Origin of the sequence: Kitasatospora sp. NPDC058190 (assembly GCF_042883685.1) — a bacterium.
Taxonomy (GTDB): domain Bacteria; phylum Actinomycetota; class Actinomycetes; order Streptomycetales; family Streptomycetaceae; genus Kitasatospora.
In genome coordinates, this window is sequence record NZ_JBHVVI010000053.1 from 40,401 (window position 1) to 61,747 (window position 21,347).

Annotated in this window: 24 protein-coding genes; 12 read left to right on the top strand and 12 right to left on the bottom strand. The window is 71.6% G+C overall.

The annotated features are described in order from the left end of the window. Positions 1-12: 12 nt before the first annotated feature. A complete protein-coding gene (locus ACFVWU_RS23725) occupies positions 13-990 on the bottom strand; it encodes a metal ABC transporter substrate-binding protein (RefSeq protein WP_387624334.1) in 978 nt (325 codons plus the stop codon). A 191-nt stretch (positions 991-1,181) separates the two neighbouring features. Here ACFVWU_RS23725 and ACFVWU_RS23730 point away from each other — a divergent pair, with 191 nt between their 5' ends. After that, complete coding sequence (locus ACFVWU_RS23730; protein WP_387624336.1) at positions 1,182-2,564, top strand: glycine--tRNA ligase; 1,383 nt, start codon at positions 1,182-1,184, stop codon at positions 2,562-2,564. Between the two features lie 111 nt (positions 2,565-2,675). Here ACFVWU_RS23730 and ACFVWU_RS23735 read toward each other — a convergent pair whose 3' ends face one another. Together ACFVWU_RS23735 and ACFVWU_RS23740 are read right to left on the bottom strand one after the other, a co-directional pair. After that, positions 2,676-3,764, bottom strand: a complete 1,089-nt coding sequence (locus ACFVWU_RS23735; RefSeq protein ID WP_387624339.1) for a hypothetical protein — start codon at positions 3,762-3,764, stop codon at positions 2,676-2,678. A gap of 181 nt (positions 3,765-3,945) precedes the next feature. Continuing rightward, entirely contained in the window at positions 3,946-4,524 is a 579-nt protein-coding gene (locus tag ACFVWU_RS23740; RefSeq protein ID WP_387624341.1) for an NADAR family protein, read from the bottom strand. 191 nt (positions 4,525-4,715) lie between these two features. Here ACFVWU_RS23740 and tsaA point away from each other — a divergent pair, with 191 nt between their 5' ends. Next, positions 4,716-5,132, top strand: a complete 417-nt coding sequence (gene tsaA, locus ACFVWU_RS23745; protein ID WP_387624343.1) for a tRNA (N6-threonylcarbamoyladenosine(37)-N6)-methyltransferase TrmO — start codon at positions 4,716-4,718, stop codon at positions 5,130-5,132. Between the two features lie 42 nt (positions 5,133-5,174). On the opposite strand, the gene ACFVWU_RS23750 is transcribed toward tsaA, so the two are convergent. The 3 genes from ACFVWU_RS23750 to ACFVWU_RS23760 form a co-directional block, all read right to left on the bottom strand. Further along, the gene (locus tag ACFVWU_RS23750; RefSeq protein ID WP_387624346.1) at positions 5,175-6,095 is read right to left on the bottom strand and encodes a hypothetical protein; all 921 of its coding nucleotides are present in this window, start codon (positions 6,093-6,095) and stop codon (positions 5,175-5,177) included. 190 nt (positions 6,096-6,285) lie between these two features. Continuing rightward, positions 6,286-7,413, bottom strand: coding sequence for a threonine aldolase family protein (locus ACFVWU_RS23755; RefSeq protein ID WP_387624348.1), 1,128 nt, complete (start codon positions 7,411-7,413; stop codon positions 6,286-6,288). Positions 7,414-7,587: 174 nt separating this feature from the next. Further along, positions 7,588-8,382: a phytanoyl-CoA dioxygenase family protein gene (locus ACFVWU_RS23760; protein WP_387624350.1), complete on the bottom strand. Its 795-nt coding sequence runs from the start codon at positions 8,380-8,382 to the stop codon at positions 7,588-7,590. Between the two features lie 132 nt (positions 8,383-8,514). Here ACFVWU_RS23760 and ACFVWU_RS23765 point away from each other — a divergent pair, with 132 nt between their 5' ends. After that, the gene (locus ACFVWU_RS23765) at positions 8,515-9,378 is read left to right on the top strand and encodes a LysR family transcriptional regulator (protein WP_387624353.1); all 864 of its coding nucleotides are present in this window, start codon (positions 8,515-8,517) and stop codon (positions 9,376-9,378) included. Positions 9,379-9,596: 218 nt separating this feature from the next. Here the strand turns inward: ACFVWU_RS23765 and ACFVWU_RS23770 are convergent, their stop codons facing one another. Beyond that, a complete protein-coding gene (locus ACFVWU_RS23770; RefSeq protein ID WP_387624355.1) occupies positions 9,597-9,773 on the bottom strand; it encodes a hypothetical protein in 177 nt (58 codons plus the stop codon). Next, entirely contained in the window at positions 9,770-10,147 is a 378-nt protein-coding gene (locus ACFVWU_RS23775; protein WP_387624358.1) for a hypothetical protein, read from the bottom strand. Before ACFVWU_RS23775 ends, ACFVWU_RS23770 begins: the two co-directional genes overlap by 4 nt. A gap of 110 nt (positions 10,148-10,257) precedes the next feature. Between ACFVWU_RS23775 and ACFVWU_RS23780 the strand changes: the two genes are divergently transcribed. The 4 genes from ACFVWU_RS23780 (at position 10,258) to ACFVWU_RS23795 (ending at position 13,418) form a co-directional block, all read left to right on the top strand. Next, a complete protein-coding gene (locus ACFVWU_RS23780) occupies positions 10,258-11,094 on the top strand; it encodes a helix-turn-helix domain-containing protein (protein ID WP_387624360.1) in 837 nt (278 codons plus the stop codon). Continuing rightward, entirely contained in the window at positions 11,081-11,293 is a 213-nt protein-coding gene (locus ACFVWU_RS23785; protein WP_387624362.1) for a DUF397 domain-containing protein, read from the top strand. The genes ACFVWU_RS23780 and ACFVWU_RS23785 overlap by 14 nt, the downstream gene beginning before the upstream one ends. A gap of 56 nt (positions 11,294-11,349) precedes the next feature. Then, entirely contained in the window at positions 11,350-11,817 is a 468-nt protein-coding gene (locus tag ACFVWU_RS23790) for an NUDIX hydrolase (protein WP_387624364.1), read from the top strand. 476 nt (positions 11,818-12,293) lie between these two features. After that, on the top strand, positions 12,294-13,418 hold the full coding sequence (locus ACFVWU_RS23795; protein ID WP_387624366.1) for an alpha/beta hydrolase: 1,125 nt from the start codon (positions 12,294-12,296) through the stop codon (positions 13,416-13,418). A gap of 309 nt (positions 13,419-13,727) precedes the next feature. Here ACFVWU_RS23795 and ACFVWU_RS23800 read toward each other — a convergent pair whose 3' ends face one another. Further along, positions 13,728-14,564 (bottom strand): PaaX family transcriptional regulator C-terminal domain-containing protein, encoded by an 837-nt coding sequence (locus tag ACFVWU_RS23800; RefSeq protein WP_387624367.1) that lies wholly within the window; start codon positions 14,562-14,564, stop codon positions 13,728-13,730. Between the two features lie 41 nt (positions 14,565-14,605). Further along, entirely contained in the window at positions 14,606-15,097 is a 492-nt protein-coding gene (locus ACFVWU_RS23805; protein ID WP_387624369.1) for a hypothetical protein, read from the bottom strand. Positions 15,098-15,199: 102 nt separating this feature from the next. Between ACFVWU_RS23805 and ACFVWU_RS23810 the strand changes: the two genes are divergently transcribed. The 3 genes from ACFVWU_RS23810 (at position 15,200) to ACFVWU_RS23820 (ending at position 18,219) form a co-directional block, all read left to right on the top strand. Beyond that, positions 15,200-16,138: an alpha/beta hydrolase gene (locus ACFVWU_RS23810; RefSeq protein ID WP_387624371.1), complete on the top strand. Its 939-nt coding sequence runs from the start codon at positions 15,200-15,202 to the stop codon at positions 16,136-16,138. A 10-nt stretch (positions 16,139-16,148) separates the two neighbouring features. After that, the gene (locus ACFVWU_RS23815) at positions 16,149-16,862 is read left to right on the top strand and encodes a helix-turn-helix transcriptional regulator (protein WP_387624373.1); all 714 of its coding nucleotides are present in this window, start codon (positions 16,149-16,151) and stop codon (positions 16,860-16,862) included. A gap of 85 nt (positions 16,863-16,947) precedes the next feature. After that, complete coding sequence (locus ACFVWU_RS23820) at positions 16,948-18,219, top strand: MFS transporter (RefSeq protein WP_387624376.1); 1,272 nt, start codon at positions 16,948-16,950, stop codon at positions 18,217-18,219. Between the two features lie 97 nt (positions 18,220-18,316). Here the strand turns inward: ACFVWU_RS23820 and ACFVWU_RS23825 are convergent, their stop codons facing one another. Together ACFVWU_RS23825 and ACFVWU_RS23830 are read right to left on the bottom strand one after the other, a co-directional pair. Beyond that, the gene (locus ACFVWU_RS23825; protein WP_387624379.1) at positions 18,317-18,607 is read right to left on the bottom strand and encodes a hypothetical protein; all 291 of its coding nucleotides are present in this window, start codon (positions 18,605-18,607) and stop codon (positions 18,317-18,319) included. A gap of 108 nt (positions 18,608-18,715) precedes the next feature. Then, positions 18,716-19,936 carry an MFS transporter gene (locus tag ACFVWU_RS23830; RefSeq protein WP_387624382.1) on the bottom strand — a complete coding sequence of 407 codons (1,221 nt, stop codon included), beginning with the start codon at positions 19,934-19,936 and terminating at the stop codon, positions 18,716-18,718. Between the two features lie 68 nt (positions 19,937-20,004). Here ACFVWU_RS23830 and ACFVWU_RS23835 point away from each other — a divergent pair, with 68 nt between their 5' ends. Further along, positions 20,005-20,367, top strand: coding sequence for a MerR family transcriptional regulator (locus ACFVWU_RS23835; protein WP_387624385.1), 363 nt, complete (start codon positions 20,005-20,007; stop codon positions 20,365-20,367). Between the two features lie 69 nt (positions 20,368-20,436). After that, on the top strand, positions 20,437-21,243 hold the full coding sequence (locus ACFVWU_RS23840; RefSeq protein ID WP_387624387.1) for an alpha/beta fold hydrolase: 807 nt from the start codon (positions 20,437-20,439) through the stop codon (positions 21,241-21,243). The last annotated feature ends 104 nt before the right edge of the window (positions 21,244-21,347 follow it).

Sequence of the window (21,347 nt, forward strand, 5' to 3'; positions counted from 1 at the left end):
TGCTGCGTCCTGTCAGCTGGTGGCGGCCGGGGTGGTGGCGGGCGCGCCGAGGGCGGCCTGGAGGTTGGCCAGGTTCTGCTTCATGACGGTGAGGTAGTCGTCCTTGGAGGGGTCCTTGACGCCCTCCAGCGGGTCCAGGACGGCGGTCTTGAGGCCGAGGTCCTTGGCGACGGTGTCGGCGAGCTTGGGGCTGACCAGGGTCTCGAAGAAGATCGTGGTGACGCCGTTGTCCTTGGCGGCCTTCTGCACCTCGGCGAGGCGGGCCGGGGTGGGCTCGGACTCCGGGTCGACGCCGTTGATGGCGACCTGGGTGAGGCCGTAGTGGTCGGCGAGGTAGCCGAAGGCGGCGTGGCTGGTGACGAAGGTCTTGGTCTTGACGTCCTTCAACCCGTTCTTGAAGTCCTGGTCCAGGGTCGTGAGCCTGGTGAGCAGCTCGTCGGTGTTCTTCTTGTAGTCCTCGGCGTGCGAGGGGTCGGCCTTGGCGAACCCGTCGCCGACGCTCTTGGCGATCGCGGCGTAGCGGGCCGGGTCGAGCCAGATGTGCGGGTCGCCGGCCGGGCCCTTGGCCTGCTGGCCGCCTTGCTCGGCGCCCTCGTCGAGGTGGTGGTCGACCAGCGGGCTGGCGGCGGTGGCGTCGATCCTGGCCTTGCCGGAGGACTGGTCGACGGCCTGGTCGACGGTGGGCTGCAGGCCCTTGAGGTAGATGATCGCGTCGGCCTTCTGGACGCTCGCGACCTGCTTGGCGGTGAGCTCCAGGTCGTGCGGCTCCACGCCGGGCGCGGTGAGGTCGGTGACCGAGACGTGGTCCTTGCCGATCTGCTGGGCCAGGAACTCCATCGGGTAGAAGGACGCGACGACGTTCAGCTTGCCGTCCGTACCCTTGGCGCTGCTGCTGCCGCCGCAGGCCGTCAGGACCAGGGAGGCGGTGAGGGCGGTGGCGGCGAGGGCCATGGAGGTGCGGGTCCGGCGTCGAGGCAGTCCGATCATCATGACAATCATTCTCATCTCAATTGGAAATGATTGTCAACTCACTCGGACGGGTGAACGCCAGGTGGCGATGGGTGGGGGGTGGCGGACGATACCGATTTGAACCCCGTACCCATATGGCCGGTAACCTGAGGTATTCGGGTACGTGCAACCAGCCGTGCCCTGACCGTGCCGTACGTACTGAAGAGAGCACTGTGGCCGCCGACAAGATCGACACGATCGTCAGCCTGAGCAAGCGCCGTGGCTTCGTCTACCCCTGCAGCGAGATCTACGGCGGCACGCGTGCCGCCTGGGACTACGGACCGCTGGGTGTCGAGCTCAAGGAGAACATCAAGCGCCAGTGGTGGCGTGCGATGGTCCAGGCCCGTGAGGACGTCGTCGGACTCGACTCGTCGGTCATCCTCGCCCGCGAGGTGTGGGAGGCCTCCGGCCACGTCGCCACCTTCAACGACCCGCTGACCGAGTGCCTCTCCTGCCACAAGCGCCACCGGGCCGACCACCTGGAGGAGAAGTACGAGGCCAAGCACGGCTTCCCGCCGCCGAACGGCCTCAAGGACGTCAACTGCCCCGACTGTGGCACCAAGGGCCAGTTCACCGAGCCCAAGGACTTCTCGGGCATGCTGAAGACCCACCTCGGTGTCACCGAGGAGGCCAGCGGCCTGGCCTTCCTGCGCCCCGAGACCGCCCAGGGCATCTTCACCAACTTCAAGGCCGTCCAGACCACGTCGCGCAAGAAGCCGCCGTTCGGCATCGCCCAGACCGGCAAGAGCTTCCGCAACGAGATCACCCCCGGCAACTTCATCTTCCGCACCCGCGAGTTCGAGCAGATGGAGATGGAGTTCTTCGTCAAGCCGGGCGAGGACGACCAGTGGCACGAGTACTGGCTCCAGCAGCGCTGGGACTGGTACGTCGACCTCGGCCTGCGCACCGAGAACATGCGCTTCTTCGAGCACCCGAAGGAGAAGCTGTCCCACTACGCCAAGCGCACGGTGGACATCGAGTACCGCTTCAACTTCGGTGGCAGCGAGTTCTCCGAGCTGGAGGGTGTCGCCAACCGCACCGACTACGACCTGCGGGTGCACAGCGAGGCCTCCGGCCAGGACCTCAAGTACTACGACCAGGAGAGCGGCGAGCGGTACTTCCCGTACGTCATCGAGCCGGCGGCCGGCCTCAACCGCGCCATGCTGGCCTTCCTGATCGACGCCTACTTCGAGGACGAGGCGCCCAACGCCAAGGGCGTCATGGAGAAGCGCGTCGGCATGCGGCTCGACCCGCGCCTGGCCCCGGTCAAGGTCGCCGTCCTGCCGCTGTCCCGCAACGCCGACCTCTCCCCGAAGGCCCGCGGCCTGGCCGCCGACCTGCGCACCGCCTGGAACGTCGAGTTCGACGACGCCGGTGCGATCGGCAAGCGCTACCGCCGCCAGGACGAGATCGGCACGCCGTTCTGCGTGACGGTCGACTTCGACACCCTTGAGGACAACGCGGTGACCGTCCGCGACCGCGACAGCATGTCGCAGGAGCGCGTGTCGCTCGACCAGGTGAAGGCCTACCTGGGCGCGCGCCTCATCGGCTGCTGAGTCCGGCTTTTCGGGAGCCCCTGTTCGCCCCTGGTGGGGCGGGCGGGGGCTCCCTGCTGTTCGGTGGGGCCGACGACGGCCCCCGGCGGGCTTCCTCCCCTTGCCGCCGTCCTACCGCCGTCCCCAGCGGGAGCGCGGGGTGGTGGGCGGGGCGGTCGGCAGTCCGGCGGTGCGGAGGGCGGCGAGGGTGGTGCGGTGGCGGGTCCCGTCGGCCAGCAGGGCGGCCAGCAGCCGACCGTAGAGGTCCGGGGTGCCGTCCAGGGCCGCGGCCAGGCGGACCAGTTCGACGGGCGGGCGCAGGGCGGCCAGCTCGTTCAGCAGGAGGGTGGCGAGCGCGGGGGGCAGCTCGGCGGCGAGGGCGGCGAGGTCGGCGGTGGGGCGGCCGGCGGCCTGGCGCAGCAAGGTGCGGACGTCGGCGGGGCGGCCGTGCTGCTGGAGGCAGGCGGCGAGGGAGGTCAGCTCGGAGGTCGGGGCGGAGCCCCACTCCCAGAGCAGGGTCGCGGCGTCGGCGTGCTGCCCGGCCCGCTCCAGTACGGCGAGGAGGTCGGGGACGGCGGCCGCCGGGTAGGCCCAGAAGGCGTGGAACAGCTCGGCGGCCTCCTCCGCCAGTCCCAGTTCGCGCAGCTCGGCCAGCACGGCGACGGCGTGGTCGGGGGCGCCTTGGGCGGCCGTCCGGGCGAGGTGGAGCGAGGCGCCGGTCGGGCCGCGCTGGGAGAGCATGCCGACCAGCAGGGCGGCGTCGGCGGGGGCGAGGCGGGCGGCGGCCTGGTTCAGCAGTTCCTCGGCCTCGGTGGAGGCGCCGGCGCGGTGGAGGGTGGTGATCCGCTCGGTGATGCCGCCGAGGTCGGGCCGGGTGGGCGGTGGAGGCGGTGGTGGGGCCGGCCTCGGCTGGGGCTCCGGTTCCTCCTGGGAATGCTGCCACTGTCTGAGACGGAGCTCCAATTCCTCCAGCTGGTCGCTGAGTTGGAGGCAGCGGGCGCCCAGGCCCTCGCGCAGGGTGCGCACCTGGGCGAGTTGCCGCAGCAGGCCCCCGTCCGGGCGGTGGCGGCCCGGGGTCGCGCGTATCGCCTCGTTCAGCCGCCGTTCGCGCTGGCTCGCGTAGCGGCTGGCGCGGAGTAACTCATCCAGTTCCGCGCGGAGTTCGGCAGCCTGTTGCTCACCCTCCAGCGGCTGGCCTGCGGATTCTTCCGTCGACCGCATGCGCATGATCGCCCCAACCTGTCCATCCAGACCCTGACTGCGGGACATCCTGGCGTCGTTATGTGGCGGGGGAGTTAAGAGCGCACGACCAGTCGTGTCCGAGTGGTGTCAAGGAGCGCGCAGAGGGCGGTCGTTGTGAGAAGTGCGCCGGTCGCGCTCCGCGGCGACCGCCGCCCTGGCCTCACTGCGCCAGTCGGGCCCGCGCCTCCATCAGCGCGAAGCCGAGCAGGTTCAACCCCCGCCACTCCAGCGGCCGTTCGGCGCGGATGTCGTCCGCGGCGAGCCCGATGCCCCAGATCCGGTCCAGCGGGCTGGCCTCGACCAGGACGCGGGCGCCGGTGCCCAGCAGGTAGTCGCGCAGCGCCTCGTCCTGGCTGAACTTCGCGACGTTGCCCTCGACGACCAGCTCGAACCGGCCCGCCGTCCATTTCCGGTCGTCGAAGCCCTTGACCAGCCGGCCCAGCTTCTTGGCCTCGGCGGGCGTGCGGGCCTCCAGGACGCGCTGCTCGATGGCCTCGTCCCCGAACATCCGGGCCTTGCCGGCCATCATCCAGTGCTCGGCGGACGCGTACGTCACCCCGTCGACGGTGAACCGCCCGGGCCACCACTGGCTCAGGCACTCCTGCCGGGTCCCGCCGCCCTTGCGCTGGGTGTGCCCCCAGAACATCACCCACTTGGGCCGCGCCCCGGCGGCCATCAGGGCGGCCAGGTCCGCGCGGTTGCGGACATCGGCAAGGTCCCCCACATGCTGCTTGCTCATATCGTCATTCTGACACAAAGTCCCGGCGGGGTCTGCCGGATTTCGAGTCCGGAGCGAGCGAACGCGATGGTCGCCAGATGGACGACACGCTGGGTGGAGGATCCTGGGCACCTCTGGCAGCAGCTGACCGGCGGCTCATGAGCCGCCGGTCGCCGGAGCCGGATCCGACACCGAACAGAGGAGAAGCCGTGATGCCGGAGCAGCACTACCGGGTACGGGCGATCGGCCGGGTGGAGTCGCCGTTGACGGACCGGGCGGGCGCCCCCAAGCAGGGCGACGAGGGCGGGCCCGACGCCTGGCTGGTGTTCGACCCCTCGGTCGAGCGGGGGCTGCGGGACCTGGCGGCCGGGCAGGAGGTGCTGCTGCTGACCTGGCTCGACCGGGCCGACCGCGAGGTGCTCGCCGTCCACCCGCGCGGGGACCACTCCCGGCCGGAGACCGGGGTCTTCGCCACCCGCTCACCCGACCGCCCCAACCCCATCGGCCTGCACCGGGTCACCATCCTCGCGGTGGACGGCCTGCGGATCCGGGTGAGCGGCCTGGAGGCCATCGACGGCACGCCGATCCTGGACGTCAAGCCCGTGCTGCCCCGGAGCCGCGAGGGTTAGGGCGTGCCTGTCGGACACGCCCTGAGGCCGTCGCTTGTCGTGTCACCCCGTGCGAGGTGAGTAGGCGCGGGCGACAGCGGCGAAAGCGGCCTTGGGGGTGGTGCGCCCGTCCGGCCAGGAGCGGACCAGGCCGTAGCCGACCGTGTCGAGATCGTCCAACGGGTCGTCGGCCGCCGGGTAGACGGGGGTCACATAGGTGAAGACGAACGCGCCGGCCAGCCCCGCGGCGGTGAACAGGTCGAGCATCGAGGTGAGTTCACGGGCCTGGGCCGCCTCGTCGCGGATCAGCCCGGGGCGCGGCCGACGAGAGCCGTTCGAGCGGTCGACCAGTGTCCAGGCCAGGCTGCCGTGATCCGCCGCTCCGGTGAAGGTGGCGCAGCCGAACTCGGCCGCGACCACCGGCTTTCCGTGCTGGTGCAGCGACTCGAGCGCCGTTTGGAGGGTGGTGGCGTTGGTGGCGTCCCGGTAGGCGTCGACCGCCACGATGTCGAACGGTGTCCAGTCGACGTCCTCCCAGATGCCGGCCGCGTAGGTGACCGGGCCGGCGAAGTGCCGTCGCGCTGTGGCGACCGCGGTGGCCAGCAGGCGGTTGAGCCGGTCCGGCGGCGGACCCGCGGCGAAGAACTCCGGTGGCCAGCCCATCGGGTTCGCGAGCGAGGCCAGTCGAGCGGCGATGTTCGCACCGGGTACCAGACCGGCCATGAAGGCGCTCAACTCGCAGCCGACGACCAGCGTGACGTCGCCGCCGGCACGGTGGAGGTCCCCGGCGACCTCGGCCGCGGCGGCGATCGCCCCCAGCGTCGTCGCCTCATCGGCGTTCGGCAGCATCGGGGAGATCCACACCGCCAGGCCCAGCCCGATGGCCGTCTCCGCGGCCAGCCGCAATCTGGTGACATCGTCGCCGGTGATCCGCACCGCGGTGCAGTGCAGCTCGTCGGCGATGGCGGCGAGCTCCTGTCGCATCGTCGCCACCGCGAGATCCGGTCGAGTGACCGAGCCGTCGACGGTCGGAGTGCCTATGTCATAGGTAACACCCTTGATCTTCACGTCCACTTTCTACCGGACCGTGATCGGTTTCGGTCGGAGAACTGAGGATGACCGTCCAGGGTTGGGCCCCGGCGCCCGGCTTGGCTGCCGGGCGCCGCTGCGGTCTTCAGCCGGTGGTGGTTCCCTTCTCGGCGGCTGCGACCAACTCCAGGAAGTGCAGGCCGAGTTCGGTGACCTCCTCGGCCGTCCAGTCCTGCGCCGGGCCGTCGAGGCTCACCTCGGCCATGGCGAGGCCGGGGGCGGCGTCGTTCCACTCCGGGATGAACCAGATCCGTTCCTGCTCGGCGAGGGCGAGGACGGCGGCGTTCAGGGCCTTCGCGGGGTGGGGCAGCCAGAGCTGGAACTCGCGGGTGGGCGGCTCCTCCGGGTGGAGGCGGGCGCCGGGGAGCGCGGCCAGGGCCGGGATGAGGGTCTTGGCGTGGGCGGTGTAGCCGGGCAGCCGGGGGAGCGCGGTGTCCAGGCCGGAGAGCGCGGCGAGGGCGGCGGGCCACTGCTGGTAGATCTGGCCGCCGTAGCGGTGGCGCCAGGTGCGGGCGTAGGCGGCGAGCGCCTTGTCGCCGACGAGAGCGGCGCCGCTGATGCCGCCGAGGTCCTTGTAGTAGGACACGTAGACGCTGTCGGCGAGGGCGGCGATCTCGTCGAGCCGCTTGCCGAAGTGGGCGGTGGTGTTCCAGAGGCGGGCGCCGTCGAAGTGCACCCGGGCGCCGGTTTCGCGGGCGGCGGCCGTGAGCTCGGTGAGCTCCTCCCAGCTGGGGAGGAGGAAGCCCGGGTCGCGCAGCGGGAGTTCGACCACCAGGGTGCCGAAGGGCTCGCCGAGCGCGCGCAGCTCCTCGGGGGTCGGCTGGCGCTGCTCGGTGGTGGCCCAGAGGCCGCGCAGGCCGGTGAGCTGGGTGTGGGCGTGGCGCTCGTGCCGCTCGATGTGACTGAGCGGGTGGAGGGCGACGGCCCGGTTGTCGAGCTGCTCGGCGTGATAGCGCAGGGCCACCTGCTGGGCCATGGTGCCGGTGGGGAAGAAGACCGCGTCCTCCTTGCCCAGAAGGGCGGCGGTGCGCTCTTCGAGCTCCCCGACGGGACCGCCGTTCCCGTAGAAGTCGGGGTAGAGGTCCGGGTCGACGGCGTCGGCGAGGGCGGTGAGCCGCTCGTGGATGGTGGCGGGGAGGCTGCCGGAGAAGAAGCGCGTGCTGCCCCGACGGGCCGCGCGCAGACGGTCCCAGTCGATCTGATCATCGGTCATCCGGCGATTGTCGGACCGGCGGGGAGGTCGGACCAAAGGATTTACGGAGCGGCGGAGCGCCGTCACCCGACAGATCGCGTTCCGGAACTGTCGGGCCGTCCCTCCGCCCGCTCTCCTAGCGTGAACCTCGCCAGGCCCCCGAACCGGGGCCCGACGAAGGAGCCCGCCCTGACCTCACCCCTGTCGCGCCAGCCCGAGCCGCACCGCCCGCTCGACCGGCGAGTACGCCCCGTCGGCCCGGTCGAGCTCCAGCGGAGCCGCCGAGATCAGCGGAGGCTGAGCGATGAACCGCGCCTGCGTGCCCCGGTTGGGCTGCGCGGCGTGGACCAGGAACGGGTGGCAGAGGTAGACGTCCCCGGCGCGCCCGGTGGCGAAGGCCACCTCGCGGTCGGGGGCGTCGAGCCGGCCCGCCGCATCCATCGACCGGCACAGCGCCATGAAGTCGAGCCCGCGCTCGCCGGCCGGCTCCAGGAACGCCGGGACGTCCAGGTGCGAGCCGACCTTGATCCGGGTCGGGCCGTGGTCGGCGTCGACGTCCGAGAACAGGAACAGCATCAGCAGCGACCGTTCCCGCGAGAACAGGTTGAGCCAGGGGAGGGCCTCCCCCTCGGGCGTGTAGCCGGCGTCCACGTGCCAGCCGGTGTCACCCGGGTCATCCGGGTGCGGGAAACGGATCGGGAACGTTCCGAGCCCGGTCCTCGGCAACCACCGCCCGGGGCCGACCAGCTGGTCGAACGCGCCGTGCAGCCGCTCGGTCGTGGCGGCCCGCTGGAACGGCTCGTCCGCGTAGCCCCACAGCCGCACGACCGGTTGGGTCCAGGTGGCGGGGTCGTCCTCGGCCAGCCCGGTCTCGCGCCACAGGAACGCCCGGCACTCCTCGGCCAGCTCGCGGGGGAAGGCCTCCTCCAGCCGGACGAACCCGTCCGTCACGAACCGCTCTATCTGGTCTGCCGTCAGAACATCATGCATGTCTTGGAACTCTCGATCGCCGTGCGGGGGGCTTCCTTCGCCGAACAGCCAACCGGAACACCCGCCCCGCCCGCCAATACGATCCCCCGGGGACGCCATAGGCGCCACCCGATAACCGCTGATGGGAAGCCCGTGAACGACCTGTCCGGAATCGAGTTCCGGCACCTGAGGTACTTCGCCGCCGTCGCCGAGGCCGGTACGGTCACCGAGGCCGCACGCCGGCTCCACATCACCCAGCCGAGCCTGAGCCAGCAGATCCGCGCGCTCGAACGCCGGGTCGCCGCACCGCTGTTCCACCGCGGCCCGGTCGGGATGTCCCTCACCGCCGCGGGGCAGGCGCTCCTGGACGGCGCCAACCGCGCACTCGGCGAGCTGCACGCCGCCATGACCTCGGCGCGCGGGGCCGCGCTGCCGGCCCGGATCGGCGTCTGCCACGGCCTGTCGCAGGAGGTCCTGGCGGCGGCCGAGGGGCTCGTCACCCGGGACCGCCCGCTCCACCTCGGCTACCACGCGGTCGACTCCCACGACCAGGCCGACCGGCTGCGCATCGGCAGACTCGACTTCGGCATCCTGCGCGGTCCGGTCGACGAGACCGGCCTCACCACCCGCGTCCTCGCCGACCAGCCGCTCGGAGCCGTCGTCGGACGCGCCCACCCGCTGGCCGACCGCACGTCCGTCACCTGGGCGGAGCTCGACGGCCAACGCCTGCTCTGGTTCCCGGAATCCGCCGCGTCCGGCTACGCCTCCACCGTCCTGGCCCAGCTCGCCGTCCACGGCTGGACACCGCGCACGACCCCCGGCGACCACGACCACAGCAGCCACACCCTGTTCCGCCACGCCCTCCTCGGCGATGACACCGTCATCGCGCTCCGCCCGGCCGCCGCCGTGGCCGACGACCCCGCCCTCACCTGGCTCCCCCTCAGCTCCGACCCGCCCCGCGAACGCCTCCTCCTCGCCGCACCGACCGCGACGATCTGGAGCCGCCTGCTGGCCTGACTCCGTCGGACGGGGCGGGTGCCGACGCTGAATGGCGCTGCTGAGTGCGGAGTTGGCCAGCAGGGTCACGGCGCAGAGGACGAGGAGGAAGAGCAGGTGCGCCCCGCCGGGGTCGTCGTGGTGGAGTGGGTGGGCAGCGAGAGCCCCCGCGCCCGTCCCGGTCGCGACGGCGAACGCTGCGGCGGCGACCAGGGAGGCGCGGGGACGGGTCGGTGACGTCATGAGGCGGCGCGTCGGGGAGGCGGGCCGACGTGCTCGGGGCGGGCGGTCCACTCGATGCCGCCGTGCGGCGGGCGGAGGTAGAGGCGACCGCCGACGAGGTCTATGACGACGCCGAGTCGCTTGGTGCGGCGGTCGTAGACGAGATCGCCGATGGAGACGGCGGGTGCGGTCATGACGGGATCCAGCTTTCGAGGCGGACGCTGATCAACTTGCCGTTGGCACCCACGACTTTGGCGGGGAGGGGGGTGCCGCCGTCCGTGGTGAGGAGGATGGTCGAACCGATGGCGGGGTACCAGGCTTGCTGGTTGGCCTGCTCGCGTTGGGCGCGGACGCCGAGGCGGAGCACGTCGACGATCTGACGGACGACGGAGGTGGGCGCGGCGCCGAGGTCGATGAGGACGATGCCGGTGACGGAGGCGCAGTTCCAGTCGATGCCGGGAGAGGGGAGTTGGGTCCCGGCGTAGGCGAGGGTGGCCTTGAGGTCGTCGAGCGCGTCGGCGGCCTCGCGGCGGTCCTCGGCGGTGATCTTTCTGAGCATGGAAGCCATGGCGCTGCTCCTGGTGAGTTTTGGATTTGCCCCACCAGACTGCATTTACGGAGCTACGCTGTGAATCCGGATAGTCACAACAGGTTGCACGTTGGAATTGGGAGAGCGCGATGCCCAGGCTCGAAGTCCCGCGCGGAATGACACCTCGCGAGTACTACGGCTCCGAACTGCGGAGGCTTCGCGAGGCGGTCGTCCCTCGTATGACACAGGAGAAGTTGGGATCGCTGGTCTTCGTTTCCGGCGCCTATATTGGGCAGTTGGAGACGGCTGTCCGGGTGCCGCGGCTCGATCTGTCGAGGCGGATCGATGAGGTGCTCTCAACAGGTGGCGTGTTGGAGCGGTTGCATGCGCTGCTTGACTACTCGCGCTTCGCTCACTACTTCAGCGAGGCTGCCGAGTACGAGAAGCAAGCGCTGACGATCAGCGAGTACGCGGCCCTGGTGGTGCCGGGGTTGGTTCAGACCCCCGATTACGCAAGGGCGGTCTTCCTGAGTGCACAGCCCTTGCTGTTGGAGGATGAGCTCGACGAGCGGATTTCGGCACGGATGGAGCGGACCCGCCTGGTGGCCGACCCGATGGGTCCCAGGGTCTGGTACATCCTCGATGAAGCGGTAGTTCGGCGGACTGTCGGCAATAGCCAAATCATGTCAGCGCAATTGCGACACATTGCAGATCTGATCGAGCGGCGGCGCATTATCGTTCAGGTTGCAACCTTCAAGCGCGCTCACGCGCTCCTTGAAGGCGTGCTCTCGCTGATGACTTTCGTCGACGCGCCGCCGATGGCCTACGTCGAAGGGCCTCACGTTGGCCAGCTTGTGGATGAATCTCGGTTGGTTGCCCGGTGCCAGGAGTCCTACGATCTGGCACGGGCCGTCGCGTTGTCGCCGGAGGCGTCCCTTGCCCTGATTCTGTCGGCGGCGGAGGATCACGAGCATGCGCAAGACTGATCACCATTTGGCCCGGTGGCGTAAGAGCAGTTACAGCGGTGGTAACAACGGCACCTGTGTTGAGGTCGATGACGCCGACCCTGGTCGTGTGCGTGACTCCAAGGACCCGGAGGGTCCGGCCCTCGCCTTCACCCCCGCCGCCTGGCAGTCCTTCGTGACCGCCGTCCGCGCGGGTGAGTTCGGCGCCACCACTATCTGACCTCGCGGCCTTGGGCGTTACGCCCAAGGCCGCACCCACCGCCGGAGGCATCCCGTATGGCCAGGCGCGACTACGAGGACGACCCGAACGCCCCCGAGCCCAACAGCCTGGTGCCCGCAGCATCCGCAGTTGTAGTGGACGGCCTCGGCCGCGTCCTGCTCCAGCGCCGTACCGACAACGGTATGTGGGCCCTGCCCGGCGGAACGATGGAACTCGGCGAGTCCATCGGCGACTGCGCGATCCGCGAGACCCGCGAGGAAACCGGCATCGACGTCGCCATCACCGGCATCGTCGGCACCTATACCAACCCCGCCCACATCCTCGCCTACGACGACGGCGAGGTCCGCCAGGAGTTCTCCATCTGTCTCCTGGCCACTCCCACCGGCGGCCAACTCCGCACCTCCGACGAGTCCTTCGAGGTCGGCTGGTTCACCCCCGCCGAGATCGACGCGCTCCCCGTCCTCCCCAGCATCCGCAAGCGCATCGCGGACTGGCGCGGCGGCCGCATCCCCGTCGTTCGCTGAAGGCTGTCCCGTCATCGGCCCCCTCGTCCGGGCCCGTCCGAGGTGGCTGAAGAGCCATTGGCGCCGGGGTTCGGACGCTGTGAGCGTGTCTCCGCCCGGTCGTCCGGGATCCGGCCTGTCGCCGTGCGGTGTAGTCCGCCGGCCGCTGCTGGACTGGCCGTGGGGGTGCCGATTCCGGCTGGCGGCACGACGGCTTGGGCCGCCACATGTGCGCGTACGTCACCGACCTCCTCATCGGCCTACCGAACACCGTCGAAGGCGTCTGCAACTGAACTCGCCACACGAAGGTTGGCAGCGCGAGGATTGGCGGGGCCACCGGCCCGGGCGGGGAATTTCCCGTGAGGAGGCAACCGAACGACAGTTCCTCGGTGTCTCTCCTGTGACCGGGTACGCGGGCCCGGCGGGCACAGGAACCGGCTTCGAACGCAATGACTCTGACGGGCACCCCCTTCCTCATCCTCACGATCGTTCTGTTCGTGGGCTCCATCGCGCTGGCCATGGCGCAATGGCTGGGCAAAGGAAGGTTCTTCGGGCGGGCGCGAACCCCTGAACAGCGGCGCACGCCGCTGCGTGCGCTCTCGTACCTCGGCACAGTGGTGCTCTGCCAGTTCACCGCCGTGGCCATGGTCTTCGTGATCGTCAACAACGAGAACCAGCTCTACGACAACTGGGGCGACCTGCTGGGCAACGCCAGCCACGTCCGGGCCGTGCCCGTGCCTCCGAAGGACGAGGGCCTGGCCGGCGACCGGGGTGCCGCCCCCGCCGGCTCGCCCGGCACCGCCGCGCCCAAGGTGCCCCAGACCTTCCATGCGCCCGACTCGGACGCCGTGCCCAGGAACGTGAAGCAGGCCGACCTCAAGGGCCGGCTCTCCGGAGTCGACGGCGAGGTGCTGGTCTGGACGCCGCCGCAGTACGACGACCCGGCTTACAAGGACAAGACCTTCCCGGTGGTCGAACTGCTCGTCGGGTTCCCCGGGTCGTCCAGCGCCTGGTTCGGCGATGCCATGGAAGCGACCAAGCAGCTGGAACCACTGATGAAGTCCGGTCAGGTGACCCCGTTCATCCTGGTCGTACCGCGCGTCACCCTCCTCGGCAATACCGACACCGGGTGTGCCGACGTCCCCGGTAAGGTCAACGCCGACACCTGGCTCTCGCGGGACGTCCCGCAGATGATCGTGGACAACTTCCGGGCCGACACCACCCCGGACCGCTGGGCCCTGTCCGGCTACTCGGCCGGCGCCCACTGCGCCCTGCGCCTCGCGCTCTCCCACCCGAACCGGTACCGCGCCGCGATCAGCATGTCCGGCTACAACGACCCGGCCGGCGAACCGGCCTCACTGACCGCCAAGGACCCGAAGCTACGCGAGACCTCCAACCCGCTCTACATCCTCACCCACGCCCAGACGCCGCCGAACGTCGCGCTCTACGTGACCGGCAAGCGGGGCGACGGGCTGGAGGACGCGACCGCCCTCCAGCAGGCGGCGAAGAGCCCGACCACCGTCACGCCGTTCGAGACCACCGGCCCGCACCTGACGTCGACCTGGAAGCCGCTGGTCGTCCCGACCTTCAAGTGGCTGACCGGGATCATCCCGCCCCACTGACGTGAACGCGGCCGTGTCGGCGGGGCCGTGACGTCCGGCTTGCGAGGGGTGGGGAACCGCCGCTCAACGGCGCTGTCGCCCAGGGAACAGTGCGCTGAGCGTCGCGGACACGACCGCCCCGAACAGCAGCCCGCCCCACGGCATCCCGCCAACCGTGCGATGCGCCATCACCTCGGTGACGAAGCAGCCAAGTCCTCCGCACGCGAGGAACAGCAGGAAGCCCCGGAGCGCGAACCACCATCTCGGGTGGCCTGTGTCTGAATGCACGGAGCCATTGTCCACACGCTTCGGCAACCGGCGACGGCCGCATCAGGCCGAGGGCATCGCGGGGATGTCGTAGGCGCGGAAGAGGGAGAGGTCCGGCGCCTGCTTCCGGATCGCCGCCCACCTCTCCCGGAACGCGTGCCGGAGCTGCGACGGCGGCCACGGGGCGGGCCTCAACTCCGTTGGCAGTAGCGGGTCGCTCTCCATCGCCCGGCTGAACGCATCGACCAGACCCAGTGCGGTGGCGATGAGTTCGGCGGAACTCCCGTCACGTCCGGGCGATTCGTCGCCGAGCGCGTCGGCGAGCGGCTGGTAGGCCTCGATCGTGTCGGCCGCGGGCCAGAGCCGCTCCGCAACGGCGACGGCACCGGTGAATCCCGGGCCGATCAGCCGGGTGGCCTCCGCCGTGATCAGATAGGTCCCGACCGTCGCCTCCGAGGTCTCGCCGACCAGCTCCTCCAGGAGGTCGTGCGGGCTCACATAGGCACCGGGCGCGAGCGCGACGGCGCCGAGTCGGGTCAACGCCACACGGAGGGCGTCGCGTTCCGCTCGCCGCTGCTCCGGCACGGAGAAGGTGTAGAGCCGCCAGAGGCCGTCCCACGGCGCGAGCCCGGCATCCTGCGCGTAGGCGAGCGCGATGAACCGGACGTCCATGTCGGCGCGGAGCCGACCGGCATCGGTGAGCAGCAGCCGGCCCTTCCGGCCCCGCCCCTCCTGCCGCAACACGCCCGCCGCCTCCAGCCGGCGGATCGCCAGCCGCACCGGCTGGTCCGACAGGCCGGCGGCCGCGGCGACGTCGTAGACGTAGTCGAGCGATGCGGTGCCCTGCGGATCGAAGCAGGCCTCGACGACCGTTCGCGGCGCGGCTTTGTATGCGGACAACGGGAGACCTCGGTTCTCGATCACACGCCCCGGGGTGCGGCTCAGGCGCCTTCCCAAGGGTAGTGGTGGCGGCGGAAGGCCTCGGCGATGACGGCCTTCTTGCCCTCGACGTCGTCGTCGAACAACACGCGTCCGGCGGGCGATTCGATCCGCACCTTGCCGTCGTGGCGGAACACGCCGCCGACCTGGTCGCGGGTGATGACGCGGGTGTCGTCGCCTTCGATGACGGTGATGCTCTCGTCCGTGATCCGCAGCGTGGCGCTGTGGTACGTGAGGAAGAGGCCGATCACCAGGCCGATGGCGGCCAGCAGCACCGGTCGGCCGATCACCATGGCGGGGGAGTCGAACGAGCCGAGGAACCTCACGGTGTCCGCGTACGGGATCGGGTGCTTGGCGGCGAACTGCAGCAGCCAGGGGACGGCGAAGCCGAGGCCGGCGCCGGCCGCACCGCAGAAGACCCAGATGACCACCTTGGTGTCGAGGGGCATCCGCAGCTCGGTCTCGGCGGCCGGAGCGTTGAATTCTCTCTTCATAGATACGACCGTAACAGATTTGATAGTTCACGATGTGTTGTGACGCAGGTCACTGAAAAAGGGTGACAGGCTGGTGTCGCGGACGGTCGCGACCATCGACTCATGACGATCACCGACGAGGACTGCCTCACCGAGACCCTGGCCTTCAACGCACAGTTCGAGGCTGCCGCCGCACTCCGCCCCCAGCGCGGGCAGGCGCCCGACGCGGCCACCATCGCGCACCTGCGCCGCAACCGGCTCGGCGGCGACACGCCCCCGGTGCGAATGCCCCAGGGCCAGGACCGCGTTCTCCCGTCCGGGGTGAGGGTCCGGACGTTCGTGCCGGAGTACGTCGAGGGCGTGTACCTGCACATTCACGGCGGCGGCTGGGTGTTCGGCTCGGCCGACGGGCAGGACGAGAAGCTCTGGAGCCTGGCGACCGAAGCCCGACTGGCCGTGGTGAGCGTGGACTACCGCCTGGCGCCGGAGTATCCCTTCCCCGCCGGGCCCGACGACTGCGAGGCCGCCGCCCGCTGGCTGGTGGACCACGCCGAGGTCGAGTTCGGCACCCGGCGGCTGCTGATCGGCGGCGAGTCGGCCGGCGCCCACCTGAGCGTCCTGACCCTGCTGCGGCTGCGCGACCGGCGCGGCATCACCGGCGCGTTCCGGGCGGCCCACCTGGCCTTCGGCCCGTACGACCTGTCGATGACGCCGAGCCAGCGGCTGTTCGGCTCCCGACTGCTGCTGAGCAACTCCGATTCGTTGCGCGGCAGTTACGAGCTCTTCACGCCGGGGATGACCCCGGACCGGCGCCGCGACCCGGAGGTCTCGCCGCTGTACGCCGATCTGACCGGCATGCCGCCCGCGCGGATCATGGTCGGCACCGAGGACCCGCTGCTGGACGACTCGCTGTTCCTGGCCCAGCGGTGGCAGGCGGCCGGAGCACCCGTCCAACTCGCCGTCGTCGCCGGGGCGATGCACGGCTTCACCCTGTTCCCGCTGACCGTCACCGCACGCGAACAGCAGCGGGAGCGGGACTTCCTGGCCGGCGCGGGACGGTAGCGTCGGCCACATGAACCGCACCCCTCGGCTCTACGCGCTGGTGGAAGAACTGCGCGCGGCGGCACCGCGATCGTTGACGGTCGCCGTGCTCGCCGCGCGGTTCGAGGTGAGCGTGCGCACCGTGCAGCGGGACCTCCAAGCGCTGATGGAGTCGGGTGTCCCGGTGCGCGCGACCACCGGGCGGGGCGGGGGCTGGTCGATCGACCCGGCGATGACCCTGCCGCCGATCCGCCTCACCCCCGAGGAGGCCTCGGCGCTGGTCGCCGCGCTCGCCGCGGCCGACACCTCGGCCCCGTACGCCGGCGCGGTCCGTACGGCCTCCCAGAAGATCGCCGCCGCGATGACCGGCCCCGCCTCGACGGCAGCCCAGGAGCTCGCCGCCCGGATCGTCGCACTGCCGACCAGGACCGCGGAGTCCGTCCGCACCGCGGTGGAGCGGGCCCTCGCCGAGGGCACCGTGCTGCGGCTGTCCTACGTCGACGCGGCCGGGCAGGAGAGCGACCGCGCGGTGGAACCGGCCGGACTGCTCACCGCCGACGGCACGTGGTACCTCATCGCCTGGTGCCGCACCCGCCAGGCCGGCCGGGGCTTCCGGCTCGACCGCATCACCGCGGCGACCCCGACCGGCGAGCCGGCGCCGCCCCACGACCTGGCCGCCCTGCTCCACGGCTCGGCCGCCGCCGGCGCGGTCCGGCCCACCGCGCTGGCTCCGCTGGCGCCCTGAGAGGCGCCGGCCTCACTCGCGCTCCGGGGCGCGTCGTTCCGGCGCGGGCGTCTGTGCCTCGACGTGGTGAAGTAGCGTGAAGGGCATGGCAGATGAGAGTGGAGAGACCGTCCCGGTGGCTGCTCCTTCCTCCTCCCGGCGAGCCGTGCCCGCCCTGATGTTCTCGCAGGGTGTCAGCGTGGCGGGTACGCAGGTCACCGCGCTCGCGCTGCCGACGCTGGCGATCCTCCTGTTGGGTGCGGGCCCGCTCGCCGCCTCCCTGCTCTTCGCCCTGGAGTACGGGGTGCAGGGCCTGACCGGGCCGTTCGCCGGGGTGCTGGTCGACCGGGTCGCCTCCCGCCGGCGACTGCTGGTCACCGTCGACCTCGCCCAGCTCCTGCTGATCGCCACCGTGCCGCTGGCGCACACCGCCGGTGCGTTGACGCTGCTCCACCTCTACGGCATCGCCGCCGTCTCCGGCGCCCTCGGCGGGCTCTCCGCCATCGCGGTGCCGACCGCGGTGCCCGACTTCGTCCCCGAGGACGGCCTGGTCGCGGCCAACGCCAAGTTGGCCGGAGCCCGTTCGGTCGGCCAGATCGCCGGGCCCGGGCTGGCCGCCGGGCTGGTGCAGGCCGTGGGAGCGGCCACCGCGATGGCGGCGGACGCGGTCAGCTACGGGCTGTCCGCCGTGGCCCTGAGCCTGCCCAGGCTCCAACGGGACGCCGAAGCGGAAGCGCGCCCGGCCGCGCGGCCGGGGGTCGTCGAGTCCCTGCGGGAGGGCGCCGGGGTGCTCCGCGACCAGCCGGTGCTGGCCCGGCTCGCGTTGGCCGCCGCCGCCCTCAACCTCGGCGGGGCCGGGCTCGGCGGCCTGTACGCCTACTTCGCCTACCAGGTCGCCGACTTGGGCCCAGGCGAGGTAGGCGTCACCACCGCCGCCTTCAGCGTGGCGGCGGTGACCGCCGTCCTCACCGCCAAGAAGGTCATCGCCCGCATCGGTCTGACCAGGGTGATCCCGGTCTTCGGCCCGCTCGCCGCGGCCGCTCTGTTCCTGATCCCGGCGGCCTCGCTGGGCTTCGCCCTGCCGGTGCTGGTCGCCTACCAGCTGGTGTTCGGCTTCTGCGCGACTGTGTGGGCCGTCAGCTCGGTGACCCTGCAGCAGCTGCTCTCCCCGCCGGAGCGACTCGGCCGGGTGCTCGGGCTTTCGCGGTCGATGGGCCAGCTCGTCATGCCGGTCGGCGCACTGCTGGGCGGCACCCTGGCCGGCGCGGTCGGCACCGTCGGCGCTCTGACCGTCTTCGCCTCGATCGCCCTGGCCGGCACCCTCGTGGTCGTGACGGGCCGGCCCGCAGCCGTGCTGCCCGAGGCGATCCGGACGTGACCACGCGCGAGGGCCAATCTCGTTAGTGCGGTACCTGGTGACGAAAGCCAAAGTGAACATGCAGGTTGTGGACAACATGCGACCGGTTCTGACGGCGTCAAGAACGCTCTGCGGGTGGGCGCATCTGCGCCCGCCCGCAGTGGCGTTCCTCCTCTTCGTCCCGCATCGCGTGGAGGGCTGCGGAAGCCGAGTCGAGTCGGGAGTCGCACGAGGGGAGCGGCCAGTCGGCCAGGCCGCGTGCGGTGGCGGCGTTCTCCGCGACGATGGCGCCGTCGCGCACGAGGCGTTCCAGCGCCTCTCGCTCCAGGGCGGGCGGAGCCGGCACGGTGACCAGCCGGCCGCCCCGGGCGATCCCGAAGCGCTCGCCGGTCGCGACCCTGGCGGTCAACTCGTCGGTGCGCTCGTGGGGTTTCCATGCGGAGATCGTGGGCGGTCCAGGCTGACGTGCGTCGAGCGGGAAGGCGGGCGCCTCACCTCGACTTCACACGAACGAGTGTCATCCTCGCTCGGCCCCTTCCCACCCCGGAAAACCATGCCGCCGGGCGGCCGCCGCCACCGCCAGGGCGAGCGCCAGCAGCGCCAGCGCCGACCAGGGCAGCGACTCGGGCCCGCCGTGGTCCAGCAGGAGTCCGCCGGCCGCCGCCGCAGCGGCGATGCCGAGGTTCCAGCAGGTGACCAGGAGGGACTGGGCGAGGTCGGCGGCCGGGCCGGCGGCGTCGGCGACGGCGGTCTGCAGGAGGGTGCCGGCGCCGCCGAAGCCGAGGCCCCAGATCACGGCGGCGGCGTGGACCGGCCAGGGCGTTGAGCTGATCAGGGCGGCGGCGATGATGGTCGCCGCGAGGGCGAGGAGTCCGCAGGCGGCGAGGGTGAGGGCGCGCAGGTGACGGTCGATGAGGGCTCCGGTGGCGGCGATGCCCGCCAGTGCGGAGAGGCCGAGGACGAGTAGCACGGTGTCGGTCCGCCCGCCGAGGCCGAGGGGTTCGAGCAGGGCCGCGACGTAGGTGTAGAGGATGTTGTGGGCGAGCACGAAGGTCGCCGTCACCCCCAGCACGGCTGCCACGCCCGGGATCCGCAGCACCCGCCGGATCGATGGCCGGTCGTGCTCCTCCCGGCCCGGGATCGCCGGGACGGCGGCGGCGATCCACCCCACCAGGCCCACCGCGATCGCGCTCATCAGCGCGAAGGTGAGCCGCCAGCCGGCCGCCCCGGCGAGCAGGGTGCCGGCCGGCACACCGACCGACAGGGCGACGGTCGAGCCGCTCATCGCCACCGCCATCGCCCGCCCGCGCTGCTCGGGCGCGACGATGCCGCGGGCGTACCCGGCGAGCAGCGCCCAGAGCAGCCCGGCGACCAGGCCGGCCGCGAAGCGCGCGGCCATGGTGAGCGGGTAGTTCGCGGAGGCCGCCGTCACCGCGTTGGCCAGCGCGAAGCCGCCGACGGCCAGGAGCAGCAGCCGTTTGCGCGGCCAGTGGGCGGTGACGGCGGTCAGCGGGATGGCGGCGGCGATGGAGCCGACCGCGTAGAGGGTGACGGACTGCCCGGCGCCGGACTGGCTGACGCCGAGGTCCGCACTCATGGCGGGCAGGACGCCGGCGGGCAGGGCCTCGGTCAGCAGGGTGACGAACCCGGCGGTGCTCAGGGCCAGCAGCGCGGGCCAGGGCAGGCCGGGGGCGGGGGCCATCGGCTGGGCAGGGGAACGGAGTTCGGACGTCGGCATGGGCCCGATCGTCTATCCTTGACATCGATGTCAAGGTCAAGCCGGAGCCAGGAAGCCAGGGTGGCCACATGCGGATCGGCGAACTCGCCCGGCGGACGGAGAGCACTCCGCGCCTGCTGCGCTACTACGAGCAGCAGGGCCTGATCACCCCGCGCCGCGAGGCGAACGGCTACCGTGACTACGACGACTACCTGGTGGACCGGGTGCTCCAGATCCGCGGCCTGCTGGACGCCGGCCTGCCCACCCGGATCATCAAGCAGATCCTGCCCTGCTTGGACACCCCGCGGACGATCCACTTCGCCGACGCCACTCCGGAGATGCTCGACACCCTGGAGTCCGAGACGGAGCGGATGACCCGCCGCATCCAGTGCCTGACCCGCAACCGGGACGCCATCCGGGAGTACCTGGACGTGGTCAAGGGCCTCGCCTGATCGGCGGATCCGCACACCTCGAACCGTCGCTTGACCCTGACACGTATGTCACGGTTGAAGGCTGTCCCCATGACCGACACGACTGACTCCGTCATCCGCCACACCGCCTTCGGCGAGGGCACCCCGATCGTCCTGATCCACGGCTACACCGTCGACCACCGCGTCCTGCTCCCGCTCGAACCCGTCTTCGCCGGCCGTCCCGGCTGGCGGCGCCTCTACCTCGACCTCCCCGGCCACGGCGCCAGCCCCCGACTGCCGGGCCCGACCTCGGCGACGGCCCTGGCCGAGGCCGTCTTCCGCTGGATCGATGCCGAGGTGGGCGACCGCCCCTTCGCGGTGGTCGGGCAGTCCTTCGGCGGGCAGCTGGCCCGGGCGGTGACGGCGCGGTACGGGGAGCAAGTGCTGGGTTCGGCGCTGCTGGTGCCGGTGGTGCGCTGGGGCGAGGATCGTACGCTGCCGGGGGAGACGGTGGTCGAGCGCGACCAGGAGCTCCTCGACCGGCTTCCGGACGGGCCCGACCGCGAGCTGTTCGGGTACGTCATGGCCCGTCTCACCGAGCCGGGTTGGGAGCTCTTCGAGCAGTTCGTGCTGCCCGGCCGCCGGGCCCACGACCAGCCGGCCGCCGCCGAGCTGGAGGCCGACTTCCTGCTGCCGCACTGGCCCGAGCACCGGGCTCCGCAGCACCGGGGCCGCCACCTGCTGGTGACGACCCGGCAGGACGGCCTGGTCGGCTGGCGCGACCAGCTCGCCCTGCTCGACCACTACCCCCGGATGGCGGCGACGGTGCTCGACGGCGCCGGCCACAACCCGCAGGTCGAGTGTGCCAAGACGGTGCGGGGCCTGGTCGGCGGCTGGCTCGACGGACTCGATCGTTAGGGCAGACAAGAGGGGGCAGGAGGGGAAGCGAGAACGGCCTCGGGGGGGGGGGGGGAGCCGAACGCCGGGCCGGGGGCGGCGCCCGCGGGGCCCCCGGGGCCCGC

Coding starts and splice junctions, on each gene's coding strand:
- ACFVWU_RS23725 (WP_387624334.1), bottom strand. CDS start 990: ATGATGATCGGACTGCCTCGACGCCGGACCCGCACCTCCATGGCCCTC.
- ACFVWU_RS23735 (WP_387624339.1), bottom strand. CDS start 3,764: ATGCGGTCGACGGAAGAATCCGCAGGCCAGCCGCTGGAGGGTGAGCAA.
- ACFVWU_RS23740 (WP_387624341.1), bottom strand. CDS start 4,524: ATGAGCAAGCAGCATGTGGGGGACCTTGCCGATGTCCGCAACCGCGCG.
- tsaA (WP_387624343.1), top strand. CDS start 4,716: ATGCCGGAGCAGCACTACCGGGTACGGGCGATCGGCCGGGTGGAGTCG.
- ACFVWU_RS23750 (WP_387624346.1), bottom strand. CDS start 6,095: ATGCGACAGGAGCTCGCCGCCATCGCCGACGAGCTGCACTGCACCGCG.
- ACFVWU_RS23755 (WP_387624348.1), bottom strand. CDS start 7,413: ATGACCGATGATCAGATCGACTGGGACCGTCTGCGCGCGGCCCGTCGG.
- ACFVWU_RS23760 (WP_387624350.1), bottom strand. CDS start 8,382: ATGCATGATGTTCTGACGGCAGACCAGATAGAGCGGTTCGTGACGGAC.
- ACFVWU_RS23770 (WP_387624355.1), bottom strand. CDS start 9,773: ATGACCGCACCCGCCGTCTCCATCGGCGATCTCGTCTACGACCGCCGC.
- ACFVWU_RS23775 (WP_387624358.1), bottom strand. CDS start 10,147: ATGGCTTCCATGCTCAGAAAGATCACCGCCGAGGACCGCCGCGAGGCC.
- ACFVWU_RS23780 (WP_387624360.1), top strand. CDS start 10,258: ATGCCCAGGCTCGAAGTCCCGCGCGGAATGACACCTCGCGAGTACTAC.
- ACFVWU_RS23785 (WP_387624362.1), top strand. CDS start 11,081: ATGCGCAAGACTGATCACCATTTGGCCCGGTGGCGTAAGAGCAGTTAC.
- ACFVWU_RS23790 (WP_387624364.1), top strand. CDS start 11,350: ATGGCCAGGCGCGACTACGAGGACGACCCGAACGCCCCCGAGCCCAAC.
- ACFVWU_RS23805 (WP_387624369.1), bottom strand. CDS start 15,097: ATGAAGAGAGAATTCAACGCTCCGGCCGCCGAGACCGAGCTGCGGATG.
- ACFVWU_RS23810 (WP_387624371.1), top strand. CDS start 15,200: ATGACGATCACCGACGAGGACTGCCTCACCGAGACCCTGGCCTTCAAC.
- ACFVWU_RS23815 (WP_387624373.1), top strand. CDS start 16,149: ATGAACCGCACCCCTCGGCTCTACGCGCTGGTGGAAGAACTGCGCGCG.
- ACFVWU_RS23820 (WP_387624376.1), top strand. CDS start 16,948: ATGGCAGATGAGAGTGGAGAGACCGTCCCGGTGGCTGCTCCTTCCTCC.
- ACFVWU_RS23830 (WP_387624382.1), bottom strand. CDS start 19,936: ATGCCGACGTCCGAACTCCGTTCCCCTGCCCAGCCGATGGCCCCCGCC.
- ACFVWU_RS23835 (WP_387624385.1), top strand. CDS start 20,005: ATGCGGATCGGCGAACTCGCCCGGCGGACGGAGAGCACTCCGCGCCTG.
- ACFVWU_RS23840 (WP_387624387.1), top strand. CDS start 20,437: ATGACCGACACGACTGACTCCGTCATCCGCCACACCGCCTTCGGCGAG.